General features: G+C 64.5%; 24 protein-coding genes. 10 read left to right on the forward strand and 14 right to left on the reverse strand.

Annotation, left to right across the window (positions count from 1 at the left end; genetic code table 11):
- Positions 1 to 206 precede the first annotated feature (206 nt).
- Positions 207 to 2,081 (forward strand): ATP-binding protein, encoded by a 1,875-nt coding sequence (locus ASF25_RS21665; RefSeq protein ID WP_156368814.1) that lies wholly within the window; start codon positions 207 to 209, stop codon positions 2,079 to 2,081.
- Between the two features lie 38 nt (positions 2,082 to 2,119).
- On the opposite strand, the gene ASF25_RS01555 is transcribed toward ASF25_RS21665, so the two are convergent.
- The 14 genes from ASF25_RS01555 to ASF25_RS01615 all read right to left on the reverse strand — a co-directional run bounded on the left by ASF25_RS01555 (position 2,120) and on the right by ASF25_RS01615 (position 8,713).
- Positions 2,120 to 2,380, reverse strand: coding sequence for a pyocin activator PrtN family protein (locus tag ASF25_RS01555; protein ID WP_056302836.1), 261 nt, complete (start codon positions 2,378 to 2,380; stop codon positions 2,120 to 2,122).
- On the reverse strand, positions 2,377 to 2,625 hold the full coding sequence (locus ASF25_RS01560) for a hypothetical protein (protein ID WP_056302838.1): 249 nt from the start codon (positions 2,623 to 2,625) through the stop codon (positions 2,377 to 2,379). Before ASF25_RS01560 ends, ASF25_RS01555 begins: the two co-directional genes overlap by 4 nt.
- Positions 2,622 to 3,119 carry a hypothetical protein gene (locus ASF25_RS01565; protein WP_056302840.1) on the reverse strand — a complete coding sequence of 166 codons (498 nt, stop codon included), beginning with the start codon at positions 3,117 to 3,119 and terminating at the stop codon, positions 2,622 to 2,624. Before ASF25_RS01565 ends, ASF25_RS01560 begins: the two co-directional genes overlap by 4 nt.
- A complete protein-coding gene (locus ASF25_RS01570) occupies positions 3,116 to 3,436 on the reverse strand; it encodes a hypothetical protein (RefSeq protein ID WP_056302842.1) in 321 nt (106 codons plus the stop codon). Before ASF25_RS01570 ends, ASF25_RS01565 begins: the two co-directional genes overlap by 4 nt.
- Entirely contained in the window at positions 3,433 to 3,690 is a 258-nt protein-coding gene (locus ASF25_RS01575) for a hypothetical protein (protein ID WP_156368815.1), read from the reverse strand. Before ASF25_RS01575 ends, ASF25_RS01570 begins: the two co-directional genes overlap by 4 nt.
- Positions 3,687 to 3,908 carry a hypothetical protein gene (locus ASF25_RS01580; RefSeq protein ID WP_056302846.1) on the reverse strand — a complete coding sequence of 74 codons (222 nt, stop codon included), beginning with the start codon at positions 3,906 to 3,908 and terminating at the stop codon, positions 3,687 to 3,689. The genes ASF25_RS01575 and ASF25_RS01580 overlap by 4 nt, the downstream gene beginning before the upstream one ends.
- On the reverse strand, positions 3,905 to 4,231 hold the full coding sequence (locus ASF25_RS01585; protein WP_056302848.1) for a hypothetical protein: 327 nt from the start codon (positions 4,229 to 4,231) through the stop codon (positions 3,905 to 3,907). The genes ASF25_RS01580 and ASF25_RS01585 overlap by 4 nt, the downstream gene beginning before the upstream one ends.
- A 2-nt stretch (positions 4,232 to 4,233) precedes the next feature.
- Positions 4,234 to 5,355, reverse strand: coding sequence for a DNA polymerase III subunit beta (gene dnaN, locus ASF25_RS01590; RefSeq protein ID WP_056302850.1), 1,122 nt, complete (start codon positions 5,353 to 5,355; stop codon positions 4,234 to 4,236).
- 104 nt (positions 5,356 to 5,459) lie between these two features.
- Entirely contained in the window at positions 5,460 to 6,437 is a 978-nt protein-coding gene (locus ASF25_RS01595) for a DUF2303 family protein (protein ID WP_056302852.1), read from the reverse strand.
- 32 nt (positions 6,438 to 6,469) lie between these two features.
- Positions 6,470 to 6,820, reverse strand: coding sequence for a hypothetical protein (locus tag ASF25_RS01600; protein ID WP_056302854.1), 351 nt, complete (start codon positions 6,818 to 6,820; stop codon positions 6,470 to 6,472).
- A gap of 1 nt (position 6,821) precedes the next feature.
- Complete coding sequence (locus ASF25_RS01605) at positions 6,822 to 7,196, reverse strand: hypothetical protein (protein WP_056302856.1); 375 nt, start codon at positions 7,194 to 7,196, stop codon at positions 6,822 to 6,824.
- Positions 7,196 to 7,435 carry a hypothetical protein gene (locus ASF25_RS01610; RefSeq protein WP_056302858.1) on the reverse strand — a complete coding sequence of 80 codons (240 nt, stop codon included), beginning with the start codon at positions 7,433 to 7,435 and terminating at the stop codon, positions 7,196 to 7,198. Before ASF25_RS01610 ends, ASF25_RS01605 begins: the two co-directional genes overlap by 1 nt.
- A 358-nt stretch (positions 7,436 to 7,793) precedes the next feature.
- On the reverse strand, positions 7,794 to 8,174 hold the full coding sequence (locus tag ASF25_RS22445; RefSeq protein WP_156368816.1) for a helix-turn-helix transcriptional regulator: 381 nt from the start codon (positions 8,172 to 8,174) through the stop codon (positions 7,794 to 7,796).
- A 299-nt stretch (positions 8,175 to 8,473) separates the two neighbouring features.
- On the reverse strand, positions 8,474 to 8,713 hold the full coding sequence (locus ASF25_RS01615) for a hypothetical protein (RefSeq protein WP_156368817.1): 240 nt from the start codon (positions 8,711 to 8,713) through the stop codon (positions 8,474 to 8,476).
- A 73-nt stretch (positions 8,714 to 8,786) separates the two neighbouring features.
- Here ASF25_RS01615 and ASF25_RS01620 point away from each other — a divergent pair, with 73 nt between their 5' ends.
- From ASF25_RS01620 to ASF25_RS01655, 9 genes are all read left to right on the forward strand, one after another.
- Positions 8,787 to 9,416 (forward strand): hypothetical protein, encoded by a 630-nt coding sequence (locus ASF25_RS01620; RefSeq protein ID WP_056302863.1) that lies wholly within the window; start codon positions 8,787 to 8,789, stop codon positions 9,414 to 9,416.
- The gene (locus ASF25_RS22450) at positions 9,413 to 9,571 is read left to right on the forward strand and encodes a hypothetical protein (protein ID WP_156368818.1); all 159 of its coding nucleotides are present in this window, start codon (positions 9,413 to 9,415) and stop codon (positions 9,569 to 9,571) included. The genes ASF25_RS01620 and ASF25_RS22450 overlap by 4 nt, the downstream gene beginning before the upstream one ends.
- A gap of 76 nt (positions 9,572 to 9,647) precedes the next feature.
- Complete coding sequence (locus ASF25_RS01625) at positions 9,648 to 10,874, forward strand: CHC2 zinc finger domain-containing protein (protein WP_056302865.1); 1,227 nt, start codon at positions 9,648 to 9,650, stop codon at positions 10,872 to 10,874.
- A gap of 31 nt (positions 10,875 to 10,905) precedes the next feature.
- Positions 10,906 to 12,672, forward strand: coding sequence for a DNA primase family protein (locus tag ASF25_RS01630; RefSeq protein WP_056302867.1), 1,767 nt, complete (start codon positions 10,906 to 10,908; stop codon positions 12,670 to 12,672).
- Positions 12,673 to 12,926: 254 nt separating this feature from the next.
- The gene (locus ASF25_RS01635; protein ID WP_156368819.1) at positions 12,927 to 13,694 is read left to right on the forward strand and encodes a transcription termination/antitermination NusG family protein; all 768 of its coding nucleotides are present in this window, start codon (positions 12,927 to 12,929) and stop codon (positions 13,692 to 13,694) included.
- A 589-nt stretch (positions 13,695 to 14,283) separates the two neighbouring features.
- Complete coding sequence (locus tag ASF25_RS01640; RefSeq protein ID WP_056302872.1) at positions 14,284 to 14,895, forward strand: phage terminase small subunit P27 family; 612 nt, start codon at positions 14,284 to 14,286, stop codon at positions 14,893 to 14,895.
- Positions 14,895 to 16,586, forward strand: coding sequence for a terminase TerL endonuclease subunit (locus tag ASF25_RS01645; protein ID WP_056302874.1), 1,692 nt, complete (start codon positions 14,895 to 14,897; stop codon positions 16,584 to 16,586). Before ASF25_RS01640 ends, ASF25_RS01645 begins: the two co-directional genes overlap by 1 nt.
- Positions 16,583 to 17,854, forward strand: coding sequence for a phage portal protein (locus tag ASF25_RS01650; RefSeq protein WP_082502426.1), 1,272 nt, complete (start codon positions 16,583 to 16,585; stop codon positions 17,852 to 17,854). The genes ASF25_RS01645 and ASF25_RS01650 overlap by 4 nt, the downstream gene beginning before the upstream one ends.
- The gene (locus tag ASF25_RS01655; RefSeq protein ID WP_056302876.1) at positions 17,838 to 18,524 is read left to right on the forward strand and encodes an HK97 family phage prohead protease; all 687 of its coding nucleotides are present in this window, start codon (positions 17,838 to 17,840) and stop codon (positions 18,522 to 18,524) included. Before ASF25_RS01650 ends, ASF25_RS01655 begins: the two co-directional genes overlap by 17 nt.
- Positions 18,525 to 18,552 lie beyond the last annotated feature (28 nt).

An 18,552-nucleotide genomic window follows, 5' to 3' on the forward strand; every position in this document is an offset into this window, starting at 1 on the left:
AGGCGAAGTTCGTCCACTGAAAAAGTGGGCTAATCAAGCCTCATCCAACAATCCAATTGTTATACGATAATTTTATTATCTAGTGTAATTAATCTGTGTGATTACAATCTAAAAGACCTATACCCAGTTTTTAACGGTGAAATCACACTGTGTTTGCTACAACAGACACAAAAATTGGTGATATCAGAATAAACGATTTAACGAGATTGGCCAATGATCCGATCAAGCAAACATTAACTGAATGGCTTGCAAAGCCCATCCATGATGTGACAGGCTTACATCCAGCAAAAGCGGCGCAGATCCTTACAAGATATCCGAACGTTTACAGAGCGGAAGCCAAAATGACGTTATCGGCATATGCAAAGAAAGTAATGTTCCATGACGGAAGAGAGCTGATACTTGAAAAAAATAGTATTGTGGTGTTAGTTGGTGCAAATAATTGCGGAAAAACAACTGCACTTAAAAGTATATTCTACACGATGCAAATCAATATGATGCCTATGAACGCCGCTCAACCCCCAAATTTTAACAGAATACCAGCAATCAACAATCCAATTGTTGACAATGTTGAGCTTTTCATACAAGCAACGTCGGACGAAGTAGACGAATTTTTACAAAAAAACACTGTGCTTATTAATGGCAACTTCACATTTCCAGGAATGCACGGCTCGACAGCGACTTTACTCAAGGGTTCCACGCATTTTCCGGCAAGTAGTAATTTTGGAATGTTAGGATCACTCCTATCATCTATGTCGGCAACTATTGATAGAGTACACCATGCCGACTCAAGGCCGTCTATAGATTTCGGACGAGTAGCTTATACACATCCTCTTCATCATCTACATCAAGCAAAGGTTCTCCGGGACAAACTATCTGCTTCTTTCAAAAAAGCATTTGGAACAGAAATCGGTCTCGACGTTATGGCAGGCAATACAGTTCCACTCCACGTCGGGAATGGAGCTGCATTGCAGCCCGGCGAAAATATTGGCGACGAAGCCTATATTGCTAGGTTGAGAACTTTTCCTCGTCTTGAAACGCAAGGCGACGGGATGCGAAGCTACGTTGGAACCATCCTATCTTCCGCATTGCTTGATCAAAGAATTCTTTTTATTGACGAGCCGGAAACCTTCCTCCACCCGCCCCAAATTAGACAAATGGCCCGTAGCCTCGGAGCAGTTGCTAATGCAAACAAACAGATATTCATTGCAACACATAGCCCGGATTTTCTGAGAGGACTCCTCGAAAGCAACCACGACAGCATCGTTATTGTTCGCTTAAATAGAAATGGAGACACTACGACAACTTCTGAACTGCGAGGCGATCGACTCAAGGCAGCATGGTCTGATCCTTCTTTACGGTACTCGAATGGTTTGGATGGTGTATTCTATGATAGAACTATTGTCTGCGAAGCCGATGGCGACTGTAAGTTTTACGGAGCACTATCTGACGCTCTGCGAGAAAATGATGATACTGCTTTCGTCAGAGAAGCTTTGTTTGTACAAACTGGCGGTAAGGGAGGAATCCCTAAAATCGTACGCGCGTTGAATAGTCTCGCAGTCCCGGTAGTTGCGGTAGCCGATTTCGATATCTTTCGCCAAACAGGCCAGTTTAAGGCTGTTTTGGATGCACTAAATGCACCTTATGAAGCTTTCAAGGATGATCTGCAATCAGTCCGAGACGCCGTTGAGAGAATAGGCGCAAATAGAATTCCAGATGCAAAACAAAAAGTCATAGATATCATGAACAGTGTTCCTGACGATGCGGAAACATTCTCTGCTGGTATAAAAAAGCAAGTTAACAGTGCTTTAAAACCAAGTCAGGGCTGGGATTTAGCGAAAAACAGCGGCTTGTCTCTATTTAATGGCAAGGACAGGGTTGCGGCTGAACGACTATTAAACGAACTGGCAAAAATCGGTTTATATGTTGTTCCTAGCGGCGAACTTGAGAGTTTTGTCCCGCAAGAAACAGAAGATAAAGATCGGTGGGTTCGGAAGGTCTTAGAAGATTACGGTGATAAATTATCGAACGAACCGGCTCTCGGTCCTGCAAGAATTTTCGTATCGAATTTTATGAAAAGGTAGAATAGCGCCCAATATCAACTACTGCCTATGTCGGCAGCTTACCCACAAAGCTGACGGCATTCCTTGCGGGCGGCCTCGGCCCGCTCGTCGATCCACAGCGCCAGGTCGTTGAGATGCACGCCCTTGGCGCAGCGCTCGCTCGACTCCATGCGGACCAGCGGGAGGGCGATGGCGCCTGCCGAGATCTTGCGGACGAGCTTTTCCGGGGTGAGGTGTGAGAAGTAGTCTTTGCACACCCGGTCGATCGGGATGACGGCAGCCCCGCTGTACTGCGCCATCAGGAGGAAGGCGGTGTTCATGCGGGCTCCTTAGGCAGGGCTGGGAGTGGCGTGAAATGCGTGTGGTAGCCGGGCCAACCGCCGATGCTGACGCTATGGATGTGCTCCTCCCCGACGAGCCGGAGCGTGATTTCGCAGGTACGCCCGCAATCGAGCGGGGACCCGACGTAGGGCGCTTCCGTCATCGGGAAGAACCACCACAGCACGTCGCCCATATCCTCGTGCCAATCGGACAGCGGGCGGGCGACTTCCTGTAACTCCGTCATTGTCCTGCCTCACGTTGAACGATGGCAGCGCGGTCGACGCGCTCGATCTCGGCAATCAGCAAAGCACAGGCCCGCACCAGATCGCGGCGGCGGTCCTTCGGCTTGAACCATTGGCGGGACCAAGTGCCCGGCCACATGGCCCAGATCACCGTGCCCCATGAGGACGGGAACAGCCGTTCGCGCCACTCGTCCGACAGCGACCCGACGAGCGCATAGGCTGCGGCGGCCTGGGACAGCGCGCCGTCGGTGTGGGCGTCGTCGTGGGATGCCGTCCAGCCTTCCTCGACGATCTGGCGCCGCCGCTCGGCCGCCACGTCCTGCGCGGCGCGGGATTGCGGGACGAGGGTGTGATGGCCGGCGCTGTAGGCTGGATGGCAGTCGCGCAGCAGGGCTTCGTATCGGCCCGACAGATCGGAATAGGCCTGCTGCAGCCGCGCGGCCTCGGCGACGGCGGCGGCGTGACCGATCGTTGCGACGAGGGCGGCGCTCGTCATGCCGCGCCCCCAGCCTGCTGCTGCGTGGCCGCCTGGCGCTTGCGCAGGGCGCGGGCGACGCGGACAAGGGCCTGCCCCTCGCGGCGGCCGGGCGGGGCGGCGAGGACGATGGCGGGGCGGCCCGTGCACAGGGCGCGGGCGTCGTCGCGGTAGGCCTCGACTTCGGCCGGGGAGAAGCCGCGGGCCATGAGGTGGTGGAAGGTGCAGGCCCCCTCGGGGCCCGCCTCGTGGTGGCGCATGGTGTCGGCCATGAGCCGGGTGCGCTCGGCGCGATCGGGGGCGGCCAGGGCCGCGCGGATGAGGGACGGTGCGGTCACTGCTTGGTCTCCGTCTCGATGACCCGCCCTTCAGCGCGTGCCAGCCACTCCTTCACGGCAGTGATCATGTCGCTGCGCTCGGCGTTCGAGACGTAGTTCACACGGCCACCCTCGGTTTTGCCGAACTCGAAAACGAGCAGCGCAAAACCGATCGTCTTCGGGCGACGCTGGCCGTTGAGCCCTTCGTCGATGCCCTGCGCCAGGGCGTTCATCACCCCGGCGAATTGCGGTTGGATTGGCGCTTTCGTGCTCACGGGCGGGCCTCGCTGACGAAGAGGTCGGGGTTGCTCGGGCGGGGGTTGGGCGGACGCCCTCGGCGGGGGCGGTGCGCCTTCACTTCTTCGCGCAGCAGGGCGGTGGTGGCGTCCTGCAGACGGGCGATGGCCCCGGCCTGCCCGCGATGCCGGCGGCGGGCTTTGGCGTAGGTGGCGGCGAGTTCGGCGCGGCGGGTGCGCAGGCTGTCGCTCTTCAATGGACCGCCTCCGACTGGCCGAGCCCAAGGGCGGCGCGCCCGTCGCGAATGCGCTTGAGGGATTTTTGATCGTCGCCCGTGATGTTGCCGGCGAGGACCTGCTTGCCGGCGAGGATCTGTTCCTCGGCCAGATCTAGAAGCTCGGCGACGGTCGCCATGGTGGACACCACGGAGCACCCGGCATGGCCGAGAGTGATGAGGGCGCCGGTCTCCTGAGTGCCGTCATTGACGGTCGCCACCACCAGGGCCGCATCCGGATCGGCCTCGGCCCATTCCATGACGGCCAGCAGCAGCTCGTCGGTCTCTTGCTTGGTCCGTGCCATGATCACACCCGCATCGGCATGAGGACGACGAGCAGGGCATCGTCGCCCGTGCGCGTCAGGATGGTGGGGCTTCCGGGGTCGGCGAGCTGGAACACAATCTGCTCGCCGCCCAGCACGGCCAGGGCCTCGCCGAGGTACTTCCCGTTGAAGCCGATCTGCAGGGGCGCGCCGTCGAGGCTCGAATCCACCTCGTCAGTGGCCTCGCCGGCATCGGGGTTGCGCTGACTGAGGCGGATCACACCCACGTCGATGTCGAGGCGCACGGCCCGGCCGCGCTCGCTCGACACGGTGGAGACGCGGTCGACGGCGCCGGCCAGCACCTCGCGGGCGACGGTGAGGTGCTTGTCGTTGCCGGTGGGAATCACCCGGGCGTAGTCGGGGAAGGTGCCGTCGATGAGCTTGCTCGTCAGCACCACGTCGTCGCGGGTGAACCGGATCTTGGTGGGCGATACCGCCACCTCGAACTGCGCGCTGCCGTCGATCTCCACGAGGTGGCCGAGTTCGGCCACGGTCTTGCGGGGGATGATGACGCCCGGCATGCCCTCGGCGCCATCAGGGCGGGGCAGCGCGAGGCGGGCGAGGCGGTGTCCGTCGGTCGCGACGGCGCGCAAGCCTTCATGGCGCTCCAGGCCGTCCGGGGCGTGGAGGTAGACGCCGTTGAGGTAGTACCGGGTCTCCTCCGTGGAGATGGCAAAGCTGGTCTGCTCGAACATCCGCAGCACGTCGGCCACGGGCCAGGTGAAGCGGGTCGGCATCTCGCCGGCCTGCAGGTCGGGGAAGTCACCGACGGGCAGGGTGCCGAGTTCGAACCGCGAGCGGCCGGACTGGACGACGATCTGCCCCTTGTCCGTCGTCTTGAAGGACACCGGCTTGTCGTCGGCGAGCTTGCGGGCGATCTCCTTCAGGGTGTGGGCCGGCACGGTTACGCCACCGGCCTCCTCCACCGTGGCCGCGCATTCCATCTGGATCTCGATGTCCAGATCCGTGGCGCGAATGGTGAGGCGCTTGCCCTCGGCGTCGAGGCGGACATTGGACAGGATCGGAATCGTGTTGCGACGGGACACAGTCCGGGTCGCCGCGTTGAGGGCCTTGAACAGGCCGGAGCGTTCGCAGGTGAGGCGCATCGGGTCTCAGGGCCTGTCGGTGAGGAAAAGGCGGCGGGGCTGCGGCTGACGCGCCCCGCCGAAGTTTCCCGCGCCGGGAGGAAGCGGGGCGCGAGATCGGGGTGTCAGCGAGCGATGGGCTCGGGCGCGCCCTCGTAGAACGGCAGGCCCGTGTCCGTGCCGGCCTTGGCGAGGTCCTCGCTGACGCGTTCGCGCATCTGGTCCTGCCAGCGGTAGAGATCGTAGAACCACACGATGCCGCCGCCGGTGGCGCGGTAGCGGAGCCGGGCCGGGATGCGAACGCGCTCGCCGTCGATGAAGGCCCGCAACTCGATCATGAAGACACCCGGCACGGTGATGGGCTCGCCGGCCGTGTTGGTGTGCTCCTCGACGAAGGTGATGTCGGTCTCACCCGACTGCAGCTTCACCGCATTCTTGATCCGCTGGCCCACGCAGATTTCGAGGCTGCGAGCGAGGGTGATCAGCTCGTTGGGCGGCGCCAGGCGTGCCTTGAACAGCCGCTCGAACTCGATCTTCTCCGCATCGAAGGGCGCGGCCAGCTCGGCGGCGTGATCCTCGAGGAATGCGGCGAACTCGGCCTGGTCGAACTTCTTGCCGGCGTGGTCGATCCACGCCTGGAACTCGGGCGTGATCGGGAAGCGGTAGACGATGCGGTGGTCGGCGTTGCGGGCCGCGCCACTCGCCGTGTGATAGTCGATGACCGCCGTCAGGGCCGGGTTTGGCCAGTCCGTCTTGGCGAAGATGGTCGAGTCCGCATCCTTGTGGCGGTTCGTCAGTTCGATGAAGCTCGCCAGGGTGGTGACCGTGGCCGTGCCCGTGCGCCGGGCTGGGCCGGTGCGATAGGCCTCGATCTGATCCTTGACGCTGACGACGCTGCCGCCGTTGGTGCCCGGCTTGACCAACACGGGAATGGCCGTGGGCAGGCCGTCGCCGAGGCCCGACACGGGAACGGAGATGATCTCCGGCCGCGTGCCCTGGATGGTGAGATCGGCAATCTTCTGGATCGCCTCGGCCTCGCCGCCGTAGCAGCTCGGGGTGGGTTTCGTGCGGGCGTCGGTGGTGGACGTGTTCGAGGAAGCCATGAACTGTCTCCGTCAGGCTGGGGTGGAGGGGGTCAGGCGCTGTCGCGCGACCGCGGGGCGTCGGACGACGCGCGGGGCCCGGCGAACATGTCGCTTTGGCTCGGGTGCTGGACGGAGAAGCCGCCATCCATCGACCAGAACGGGGTGCCGGCGAAGCCTTTCTCCTCGGGGAGCTTGGACTTGACGGAGGGCGTCACCTCGACCCGGCCTTCCTGAAAGGCGATGTTGAGGGTGACGGTCAGGGTGGCCTTGCCCTGGGCGTCGGGGAGCGCTTCCAGCGTTTCCAAGGCGTGGGTCAGGTGGTCGTTGCACTTCTCCGAGAAGCGCCCCCGGCTGAGGACGCCGACGAGGTCGGTGAAGCTGCGGATGGGTTTCGTGGTCATGTCAGGCGGCCTCGCTGCGGGCTTCGCGACGGGCCAGGGTCATGAGCCGGACGCGGATGGAGTTGGGATGACGCCCCATGGCCTTGCCGATGGCCCCAGTGCCGAGGCCTTGGGCCTCCAGGGCGAGCAGACGGGCGTCTTCGTCGGCGCAGAACCGGCGGACGGTGTGCCCGTTTCGCTCAATGACCAGCGGGCCGCGCACGCCGCTCGGAAGCGGTTTGGCGTTGGGCAGATCGGCGCCGAGCCGGAGGCAGATCAGGTAAATATTCGAGGACGAGCAACCGAACGCACGGGCGATCGTAGACAAGCTCTCGCCCGCCTCCCGACGCGAGGCGATCTCGTCATAATGCTCGTCGGAGAGGCGGCGATACGGCATCACGCGGCCGCGCTCTGCTGGCCGCCGGCCTGGGCGAGGGCGTCACACGAGCGGGCGTAGAGCGCCGTGCGGGTCTCTTCCGCGTCCACCGTCAGGCAGCGGGCGATGTCTTCGTTCGAGAGCGGGTCGAGGCAGGCGTCCGCCGTCTTGCCGGACCAGCCGAGCTTGCGGGCGAGGTGCTTCCGAAGAGCGTCGCGAACCTGAGCCGGCGACGGCGGGTCGAGCAGGGGGTTGGACACGGGGCGGCTCCATCGCGATGTGGCGATGGGCAAAGAATATACACGGTTTGGGGATACGCAAGGTTCAACTTCACAATCTGTGTATTTTGTGAGATGCCCCTATCCCCAGCTTGGGAATTCAGCCTTGCAGATTTGTTCGGTTTTTGTTCTCATGCCCTCAAGGGAGCGAGTATGTCACCAAGCGAGCCAGAGGACGGGAAGCTGAGTGAACGCGACCTTCGCGCATTGGCGATGGAGCTGGCGTTGCAGCTGCCGCGTGACGAATCCGACGCCCAACGCGTGCTCGATTTAATGCGGGCGGGTTACGAGTATTTTCTGACCGAATACAAGCGCCCTAACGTCGAGGCGGCCGGGGTCATCAGGCCGAAGTTTTCTCGGCGTCGCGGCGGCGGTTAGAACGCGTTCCAGGGTCAGGCGTTTTGAGAAGCCGTTCCTGGGTGTCTGGAGGCATGCCATAAAGGCTCCCATCCATAATCCAGTCGCGCGTTATGCCGTGCAGCACCTTGAGCTTCATCATCACGGGATCGCTCGGTGGGCTGCGGCCCTTTTCATAATGATTCCACGTGTTCGTTGACACTTGGCAGCGCCCTGCTGCGGCAACCTGTGTCTCGAAGTACGCCTTGCGCAGCACGCGCACGCGGGAGGCGATTTCTTCTTTGCGATCAGCGGGTAAGGACACCTGTGGCATAGCCACATATTCACATGCTGTGTATCGGGCTTCCATGAAGTTCGTGTGCATCTTGATATATACCCAAACTGTGTATATTCCGGGGGTATGGAGCCCTTAGCGACCACCTCTGAGATCATTGACGCACTGGGCGGGACGGCTGCGGTTGCACGCCTCACGGGCCGTACGATGCAGGCCGTCTCGAACTGGCGTGATCGAGGCCTTTTTACCGCCGCAGCATATGAGCCCATCACCAAAGCCTTGTCGGAACTAGGCCTGCAGGCACACCCGGCTGTCTGGAAGTCTTTGCCGCCTTCGGCACTGGCATCACTTCAGAGAGCTGGAGCGGCTGCCTGATGCCCGCCTCTCGCTCACTGCTGTGCGCCGGCCTCGTGATTGCGGCGCTGCTCGTCATAGGTCGCGCGGCGCGTCGTCAGCAGGCGCGCCAGCAGGTCGCCGTCCGCCGCGTCGAGGTCAAGGGTGGCGATGGGCTTATCCTCGGCGTTCGTGTCGGCGAACAGCACGATGCGGGCCGCGCCCTCAGGGCCGAAGAGCACCTGAAAGCGTGTCGTGATCGGGGGCTGCTCCCCCACCATGTGATCGTCGGTCAAAGTCATTGCCTCGCGGTGCCGGAGTGCTCGTGGTTCGTGGCTTACACCAGCTTGGACAAGCGCGGGGCGGACCATGCTTGATCGCCTTCGCGCCGTTTCCCTGCCGTCCCTCGCCGATGCCGTCGACGGCGCCTGGTCCGTCCTCGATGCCGGGGCGCAGGCGGCGAGCGAGGCCTGTGCCTCCGTGACCGCGTATGCCTCCGATGCCCTCGCGACCACGCCACGCGCCGCCCTCGACTGGATGCCCGACACCTCGCCCCTCCCGGTGTTGCAGTGGCTGTTCGCCCCCGAAACGCCGGCCTCGGCGCTCGCTGCGGTAGAGGCAGCCTGTGCCGAGGGCGCGGGAATGTCCGCCACCTTGTGGGACCATTTTTTCCCGAAGGGGGAGCGCGACTGGTCCGACGCCGTGGACGGGGCCGGGCTCGCCCGGTTCCTGCGCGGGCAGCACCCCGACAAGACGGCGCAGCACGTGGCGGCGCGCACGCGCCTTCCGGCGGACACGGTGAAGAAGTGGCTGGCCGGGGCGGCGCTGCCGAACGGGCGCGCCATCCTGATCCTGTCCTGCGCCTACGGGCCTGAACTGCTGCGGGCGATGCTGCACCGGCCGCCGGGCTGGCTCGACGCCGCGGCACGCGGGGCCGAGCAGGTGAAGCTCGAGGCGCGGCTGGCCGACCTGCAGCGTCAGCTCGGGCGACTGTCGTGAGCGGGCTCGTGCGCTTCGGCTTCATCCTCGCCGGCTTGGGCCTGCGCGGACTGGCGCGGATCCCCGTGTTCTGCGGGGAACGAATGCTTGCCGGGGCGCGGGCCTGCGAGGCGCGGGGGCGCCCGACGACGCCGGACCCGCCGCCCGCCGCCTAAGCCGCCACTACTGCCGCCATCACCGTCCCGCCTCGCGCGGTCCCTTCCGTGCGCCTGCAACCCTGGAGCTTGAACGATGTCTGGATCGTCTGCCTTCGAAGCATGGGTGGAAGAGGCGCGCGCCGTGACTGTGGAAGAGGCCGTAGCCGCGCGCGGCTCGACGCTGAAGCGCAGCGGGCACGAGCAGGTGGGGCCGTGCCCGCTCTGCGGCGGCCATGACGGGTTTTCGATCAATCCCCGCAAGGGGGTGTTCAACTGTCGGCGCGGTGGCGTCGGCGGGGATGCCATTGCCCTGGTCCAGCATCTCGACGGGTGTGAGTTCCGCGTCGCCTGCGAGATCCTGACCGGCCGCCCTCCGCCGAATCGCGACGCAGGCGAAACGGCGGAGGCGCGGGCCGCCCGTGTGGCCGCGCTCGCGGCTCGCCGGGCCGAGCAGGCCGAGGCCGAAGCCGAGCGCGAGGTGGAGACCAATGAATTTCGGGACCGCGAGCTGGCCCGATGCCGTGAGCTGTGGCTTTCGGGCGTGAAGCTGACGGGGACGCCGGCCGAGGCCTACCTGCGCGACCTCCGCTGTCTCATCGTCCCCGATGACGTGTGGCTGCGCTGCGCCCTCAAGCATCCGTATTGGGAGCACGTCGCGAACAGCAAGGGCGGCAAGGTCTGGAAGGTGGTGCACGAGGGGCCGGCGCTGCTGGCGCCCGTCATCGGGCCCGGCGGCCGGTTCGCGGGGCTGCACGCCACATGGATCGACCTCGCGCGGCCCTCTGGCAAGGTCGAGCTGTTCCACCCCGACACGGGCGAGCTGCTTCCGGCGAAAAAGGTGCGCGGCTCGGCCAAGGGTGGGCACATCCCCCTCGTGCGCCATCCGGCGCCGACCATCCTGTTCCTCGGAGAGGGCATCGAGACGGTGCTGTCGGTCTGGCGGGCCCTGGTGGCGGCGGGTGACCCGCGCGTGGCCGAGGCGGCGTTCTGGTCGGGCTACAGCCTCGGCAACATCGGCGGCCGGGCCGCCAAGTCGGTTCCGCACCCGAGCGAAGCGACGATCGACCGCCTCGGCCGTCGTCGGGCGCGCCCGGTGCCCGGGCCGGTGCCGGATCTGGCCGCGCCGTCGATCCCCGTGCCGGCGACCCTGCGGCAGGTGTGGGAGCTGGGCGATTCCGACAGTGACCGGACGCTCACGGAGAACGCCCTGGCCCGCGGCGCGGCCCGCATCCGCCACCAGGTGCCCGGCTGCACCGTGCGGGTGGCATGGGCGCCTGAGGGCGAGGATTTCAATGACGTGCTGCGGAGGGCTGCGGCGTGAATCTCAATCTCATCAACGCGATGGAAACAGCATGACGGACGATCCGCGCCGCGAGATCAAACGGTTGGTGGACGAGGCGACACCCGTCGGCGGCGATGACGGCGACTTCGACCCGGGCGAGGGCTGGGGCGGCGGCCCTCCGGAACCACCCTTCGGCGACGCCGACGATGCTGGGCCCGGTGGTCCGCGCAAGGTGGACCCGGAGGACTTGGCGCACTGCGCGACCCTCGACCATTCCGACACCGATAACGGCAAGCGCCTCATCCGGCATTTCGGGGCCGATCTGTCGGTGGTGGCGCAGGACGAGGTGTCGGGCGGTTCGTGGCTCGCATGGACGGGGACGCATTGGGACCTGGCCGGCGGGTTGGCGCTCGCCAGCATGGTGGTGCAGTTGCTGGGCGACCGGATCATCCTCGAATCCGAATTCATCCACCCGAGCCCGCGGGAGCATGCTGCTATCAAGGCTGCCGAAGCCCTGGAGGGAAAGGCGCGGGCCGACCTGACGGACGATGAGAAGGTGACCGTGGCGCAAGGGGCCGCGGCAGCCGATGCCCTGGACAGGCGCCGGGGCAAGCGTCGCGCCTTCGGCGTTTCCTCGAAGAACAAGGCGCGTCTGGAGGCGACGCTGCACTGCGCGGCGCCACGACTGCGACGGAATCCGGACGCGTTCAACGCTGACCGCTACCGGGTGGCCTGCCTCACGCACACGTTGGCGTTCCGGTCCGAACGGGACGACGAGTGCCCGGATCCTTCCGTGACGCGGCTCGTCGGGATCTGCGACGCCATAGAGGGGCATCGCCGGGAGGACTGGATCACCGCCGTGGTCCCGCAACCCTATCGGAAGGGCGCCGAGGCACCTCTTTGGCGGGCCTTCATGGAGCGGATGCTGCCGGACGCGGCTAAGCGGCGAACGGTGCAGCAGTTCACGGCGCTCGGCTTGCTCAGCGTGCCGGTGCAGCACCTGATGTTCCACTACGGGCTCGGCGCCAATGGCAAGTCGGTGTTTTTGGAGACGATCGCCCGGGTGCTGGGCCCCAGCCTCGCGGTCGGCCTGCCGCGCGAATCCATCGTCGGCGGTTCTGAACGGGCGTCGGGCGGGGCGTCACCCGATATCGCCCGGCTATACGGGCGGCGGTTCGTGCGCATCCTCGAAGTGGCGGGCAACGTGCCGCTGCAGGAGGATATGATCAAGAAGCTCACCGGTGGCGAGCCAATCCCGGTTCGGTCGCTCTACAAGGGCTATTTCGAGTTCCAGAACTTCGCGACCGCGCATATGAGCGGCAACGACTATCCGACCATCACCGGCACGGACAACGGCATCTGGCGCCGGATGCTGCTGGTGCATTGGGATCAGACCATCCCCGTCGAGGAACGCGACGATTTCGAGGTGGTCATATCCCGGTTCGTGGATGGCGAGGGCGCCGGCATCCTGGCATGGCTCATCGAAGGCGTGTGCGACTTCATGGCGAACGGGCTCGTCATCGCGCCCTCGGTGACAGCCGACACGCAGGAATACCGGGAGGATATGGACCCGGTGGGTGAGTTCCTGGCCGCCTGTGTGCGCGCGACCCCCAACGGGCGAGAAACGGCGCACGCGCTCTACGAGGCCTATCACTCGTGGTCCCTCGCCAACGCGAAGCGGACCTTATCGCAGACGCGGTTCGGGAAGCGACTGAAACAGCTCTACGATCACGGACCCATTGCCGGACGGGTCTATTACCAGGGCTGCGAGCTGCACGACGTGCCGGACCGACCTGACGCCCCGCAACCCCAGGACGGGCTCGACTTCCGTCGTTGAGCCTCACCACGCCGTTTCGTGGTGATGGTGGTGAGGGTGTGGTGACCCTCTGAATGTAAGTATCACCACCCTATTTCTGTGTGATCGCAGGCACTTAGGTGCCAATGGTGATACTGGTGAGGGTTTCGCGCGTAGGTATAGACAATCGGGGTTCCGGGGTAAGCTAGAACAGAATTCATAGACACTACGTGGAAAAACTATCACCACTCTCACCATATCTATTTAAGTTGTTGAATTTGATAGGAGTTTGTTTGGTGACGGTTGATTTTGAACTATCCTCCAAGTCTCACCACTCTCACCTGACGGATTTCGTGATGCAGCATGATAGCTTTGTGCCCGCCTCTGCCCCCAAGGCTCTGCGCCCGTCGGACTTCTCTCCCGAGCAGCGGGCCGGCTGGGTGGCGGCGAGCGACCGCAAGGCCGCCGCAGAGGTCGCCCTGGCGCCTGATGCTGGTCACACGAACGACGGTGATGAGCGGGAGTGGTTCGTGGCCTACACGAACCCGAAGCGGGAACAGACGGCGGCCAAGACCCTGCAGCGGCGGGAGTTCGTGACGTGCCTGCCGGTGATGACGGTGAGCCGCACGCGGAGCCGTCAGCGTGTGACGGAGGCCGCGCCACTGCTGCCGCGCTACCTGTTCGTGGGGCTCGGACCGGGGCAGAGCCTGTACGGCCTGCGGGAGACGCCGGGCCTCGAAGGCATGGTGCGCGTGGGCGGGGTGCCGGCGACTGTGCCGGTCGAGCTGATCCAAGGATTGCGCACAGCGCAGGCTGCGGGCGTGTATGACTTCTCCGATGCGGCGATGGAGGCCAGGGCTGCGGATGAGGGTGCGCAGGCCTGGGCCAGGACTGCGCTGCGGTTTGCGCCAGGGCGGAAGGTGCGCGTGTTGAGCGGCGCCTACCGATCCTTTGGCGGTGTCGTGGACGCCGTGAGCCCGCCGGACAGGATCGATGTGTGGATCACCCTGTTCGGCCGGTCTTTCTCCGTGCCGATGATGCTTGCCGATGTGGCATTGGAGTGATAGCGATTGGAGGTCGCACGGGACTGTTGTTGCAAATCTGCAACCACCGCCCCGTGCGTTAGCTTTGGTGAATGGCCCCGGTGCGCGAGCATGCGGGGTCTTTTCGTATCCGAAGGTATGGCTTGGCGTCCCCGTACCTTTCGGCCCGCTGCTGGCCCTGGCTCCGATGCGGACCGGGCGCAGGCGACACGGGCCTATGACCGACGCCGTCGCCAAGAGGTTGAGACCCGCGCCCTGTATGGGACGGCCCGATGGCAGGCGACGCGGGCCGAGCAGTTGAGGCTCGAACCGCTGTGCTGCATGTGCATGGCCGAGCGTCGAGTGACTGCAGCTGTCGTGTGCGATCACGTCGAGCCGCACCGTGGCGATGTCGCGAGGTTCTGGGCTGGCCCGTTCCAGTCCTTGTGCACCCCGCACCACAACTCAGCCAAGCAAGCCGAAGAACAGGCGGCACGCTGAGGGGGTGGGGGGGGTGTCGAAAGTTCAGAGAAGACAGCTGTAGACCGGTTGTCTAACCCCCTCTTTTTCTCCGCGATATTGGCGGAAACTTTTTTTATGAGAGGAGCCAAGGCCGCTTGGCTGATCGCCGATGACGCGTGGACGGAAGCCGGACAGCCCGGCGCTACAGGCGGCGAAGGGTAGCCCGGGCAAGCGTGCCCGCGCGGCCCGGACCATGGCGCGCACCGAACGCCTCGCGGCTAACGATCCGCTGCGCCCGCCGACGTTCCTCACCACGGGCAAGGGTGACGAAGCCTTCACCTTGGCCCTGAAGATCTGGCGCGAGCAGGCCCCGCATCTCCACCGGCGCAATCTGCTCGACCGGATGGACCGCTACGCGTTTGCGCGCTGGTGCGTCTACCAGGCCGAGTGGATCGAGGCGACGCAGACGATCAAGACAGAGGGCGTGACCCGCTTGGTGAAGACGGTCACGGGCGATGAGATGCCCCGCCGGCATCCGGCTGCCAGCCACCGGGACCGGATCGAACTCGCCATGGGTAAGCTCGAAGCCTCCTACGGCCTCACCCCGGCGGACCGCTACAAAGTAATGCGCGACCAGGCGGCCAATCCCCTCGGCGGCCTGTTCGATGATGAGACCGAACGCGGCCAAGGTCCGGCGTCGCCGACTCCGGCGACCGAAGTCGATCCTGTCGGCTTCATGGCCGACCATGCAGCCCCGGCGCCGGGCACGCGGCCGAACTGATGGTCGCGTCGCCCGCCCTCATGGCGGCGCTCGCGAATCCTTCACCGCTCCCGCATCCGGGGTGGGTGAGTGAAGCCGAGGCGCAGGCCCTGGCCTTCGTCGCGGTCCATTGGGATCGGGCCGCCGCGACGCCGGGCGCATGGTTCGATGACGCACTGGCCGAACGCGTCGTCGCGATGTGGCCGACGCTGTTCCGCCACACGGAGGGGCGCTGGGCCGGCAAACCCTTCCGCCTCACCGTGTGGCAGGCGGCTATTGTACGCCTGCTCGTCGGGTGGAAAACCGCCGATGGGTTCCGGCTCTTCCGGCGCCTGTTCCTCTGGATTGGGCGTAAGAACGGCAAGACCGAGTTCCTGGCCGCGCTCACCATCCTGTTCTGGGTGTGCGATCGGGAGATGGGTGGGCAGGCCTACGCCATGGCTCGGAACGAAGCGCAGGCGCGCATCGTGTTCGAGAAGGCCAAGACGATGGTCCGCCTCTCGCCCGCGTTCTCGAAGCGGGTGCAGGCGTTCAAGAAATCGCTCTACCTGCCCGACCTGTGGTCCAAGTTCGAGCTGCTGTCGGGCAAGGCGGAGGGCAAGCACGGTCTCAGCGCCTCCGTCATCGTCGGCGACGAGATGCACGAATGGGCGGACGGCACCCTGTACGGGACGCTGCACCAATCCATCGCGGCCCGCGATCAGCCTATCGAGCTCTATGGCTCGACGGCCGGGTTCAAGAGCCGGAACTACGGGTGGGTGCTGTGGGAGGAATGCCTGTCGATCCTGACGGGCGGGCTGGCCGACGCGACCACCCTGGTGGTGATCTTCGCCGCCGCCGCGGAAGATGACTGGACCGACGAGGCGGTGTGGCTCAAGGCCAACCCCAACCTCGGGATCTCGCCTAAGATCGAATACCTGCGGGCCGAGTGCGCCAAGGCGCGGGACAATCCCCGCCTAGAGAACGACTTCCGCCGGTATCACCTCAATCAGTGGACCGAGCAGGTGGTCCGCTGGCTGTCCCTGATGAAGTGGGATGCCTGTGCGCCCGACCCGGAGGCGTGGCAACGCTTCCCCGTCGAGCTGCGCGGGCGGCGGTGCTTCGGTGGCCTCGACATGTCGTCGGTGTCGGACCTCACCGCCCTCGTGTGGGTGTTCCCGCCCGTCGAGGCCGATGAGCGGTGGAAGCTGGTGGTGCGCCTATGGGTGCCGACGGAATCCATCGCGCTCCGGGCCCGGCGGGACCGCGTTCCCTACGATGCCTGGGCGAAAGCCGGGGCGGTCATCGCCACGGACGGAAACGTGGTCGATTACGCCGTCATCGAGCGCCAAGTGAAGGCAGACGCCGAGGCGTTCGATGTCCAGGGCGTCGCCCTCGACCGGTGGAACGCCACCGGCACGGCCGTCCGCTTGGCTGAGGACGGCGCCAACGTCGTCATGTTCGGCCAGGGCTTCGCCTCCATGTCGGCGCCCTCGAAGGAATGGGAGCGCCTGGTGCTGGCCGGACTGCTCGACCACGGCGGCCATCCGGCCCTGCGGTGGATGATCGGTAACATCGCCATCGCCACCGACGACGCCGGCAACATCAAGCCGACGAAGGTCAAGTCCTCGGAGAAGATCGACGGTCCCGTGGCCGGGATCATGGGGCTCGGCCTCGCCATCGCGCAGGAATCGCCCTTCGACCCCAACGCCTGGATTGAGAGCTACGCATGAAATGGCTGAGGCGGGCCTTCGGGCTCGATGGTGGGAAGGACATCGAGCCGTTTCGGTCTAGGCAAGCCTCGACTGAGAACGGCAACAACTTCGTCACCAATCAGGTCACCGTCGCCGACTACCGCGATTCGCATGCCGCGCATGGAGGTGGCGTGGTCGGTCTGTCAGCGACATGGGCCTGCGTTCAGCTCATCGCCGGCACGATCGCGTCGCTGCCCCTCATGGTCTACCGGACGGATGCGTCCGGTGTCCGCAGGGTCGCGCGCGACCATCCCCTGTATTTCGTGCTGCACGACAGCCCCAACTATGACCAGACGGCCGTCGACTTCTGGGAGTTCATGGCTGCCGGCATCGAGTTGCAGGGCAACGCCTACGCGCTGATGGAGCGAGGTTCGTCCGGCGCCATCGCCGCGCTGCACCCGATCCGCCCAGACTTGGTTAAGGGGCGCCGCCGTGGTGATGGCGGCATTGAGTACGAGTGGAAAGAGGACGGGCGGCGCATCGTAAAGCGGGGCGAGGATGTGCTGCACATCCGGGGCTCACTGGGCGACGCGCTGTCGGGGGCATCGACCCTGTCGGTTTGCCAAGGGGTGTTCCGGGACGCGCTGGAGGCCGAGAACGCGGCGGGCGCCATGTTCCGCAACGGCGTGAACGCGAGCGGCGTCCTGTCAACGCCTGAAAATGTCCGGCTCACGAAGCCTCAGCGCGACGAGTTGGAGCAAAACCTTCGTGAAAAGTACATGGGGAGTATGAAGCAAGGTGTGCCCATGCTGCTCGATGGTGGTTTGACCTGGGTTCCGCTGTCCATCAATCCCGCCGATGCGCAGATGCTGGAAAGTCGTAAGTTCAGCGGTGAACAAGTCTGTCGGATCTTCGGTGTTCCGCCTGGGATGGTTGGCTTCGGCGACAAGGCGTCGAACTGGGGCACCGGCAAGGAAGTCGATGTCTTGGGATTCCAGAAATTCACGCTGCGCAAGCGTCTGAAGCGCATCGAGCAGGCCCTGTTGAAACAGCTCGTACCCCTCGCGGAACGACGCGCGCAGGGACTTACGATCGAATTCAACTTCGAGGGCTTGCTGCGCGGCGACACGGCCAGCCGGTACGAGGCCTACGAAAAGGCGATCCGGATGGGCATCGCGACCCGCAACGAGGTTCGCGCGCTCGAAAACCTGCCGCCGGTTGCCGGCGGCGACGTGGTGACGGTGCAGATGCAGGATGTGCCGCTCGCCAGTGCCATCAGCGGGGATCGAAATGAAGCGCTCAAGTGAGGACAATCGGCGCACCGCCCCGGTCCTGGCGATCAAGGCGCTCAAGGAATCCGGCGAGTTCGAGGGGTACGGCTCGACCTTCAATGGCGAGCCGGACGCCTACGGCGATGTGATTGCCTCCGGCGCCTACGCCGACAGCCTCGCGGCGCACAAGGCCAAGGGTACGATGCCTAAGCTGTTCTGGCAGCACAACGCCGATGAGCCGATCGGCCGTTGGGTCGGCGCGAAGGAAGACGACCGGGGCCTGCTGATGCAGGGCAAGCTGAACATGGACGTGCAGCGGGGTCGCGAGGCGTACGCGCTGCTGAAGGCCGGCGACATAGACGGCCTCTCCATCGGCTACCGGATCAAGGCCTACAGCGTCGACACCGATACGGGGGTCTGGACCCTCGAGAAGCTGGACCTCGTCGAGGTCAGCATCGTGTCCGTCGGCGCCAACGAACATGCGGTCGTGCAGAGCGTGAAGGCCGCCAAGGCCGCGCACGATCTTACCGAGAAGCTGAAGGCCGGGGACCGGCTGACAGAGCGAGAGTTCGAGGTCTGGCTGAAGGGGCTGGGCTTCTCGAACTCGCAGGCGGAGCGCGCCGCGCGCCTCCACCTGAAGGGGCAGGGGGAACCTGCCGACGCGGCGGATGACGGGCTCGCCTTCCTGCGTGCCCTGACGAACTGACGGCACAACCCCCGATTTCGGAGATCAT

Origin of the sequence: Methylobacterium sp. Leaf100, assembly GCF_001422845.1 — a bacterium.
Taxonomy (GTDB): Bacteria; Pseudomonadota; Alphaproteobacteria; order Rhizobiales; family Beijerinckiaceae; genus Methylobacterium.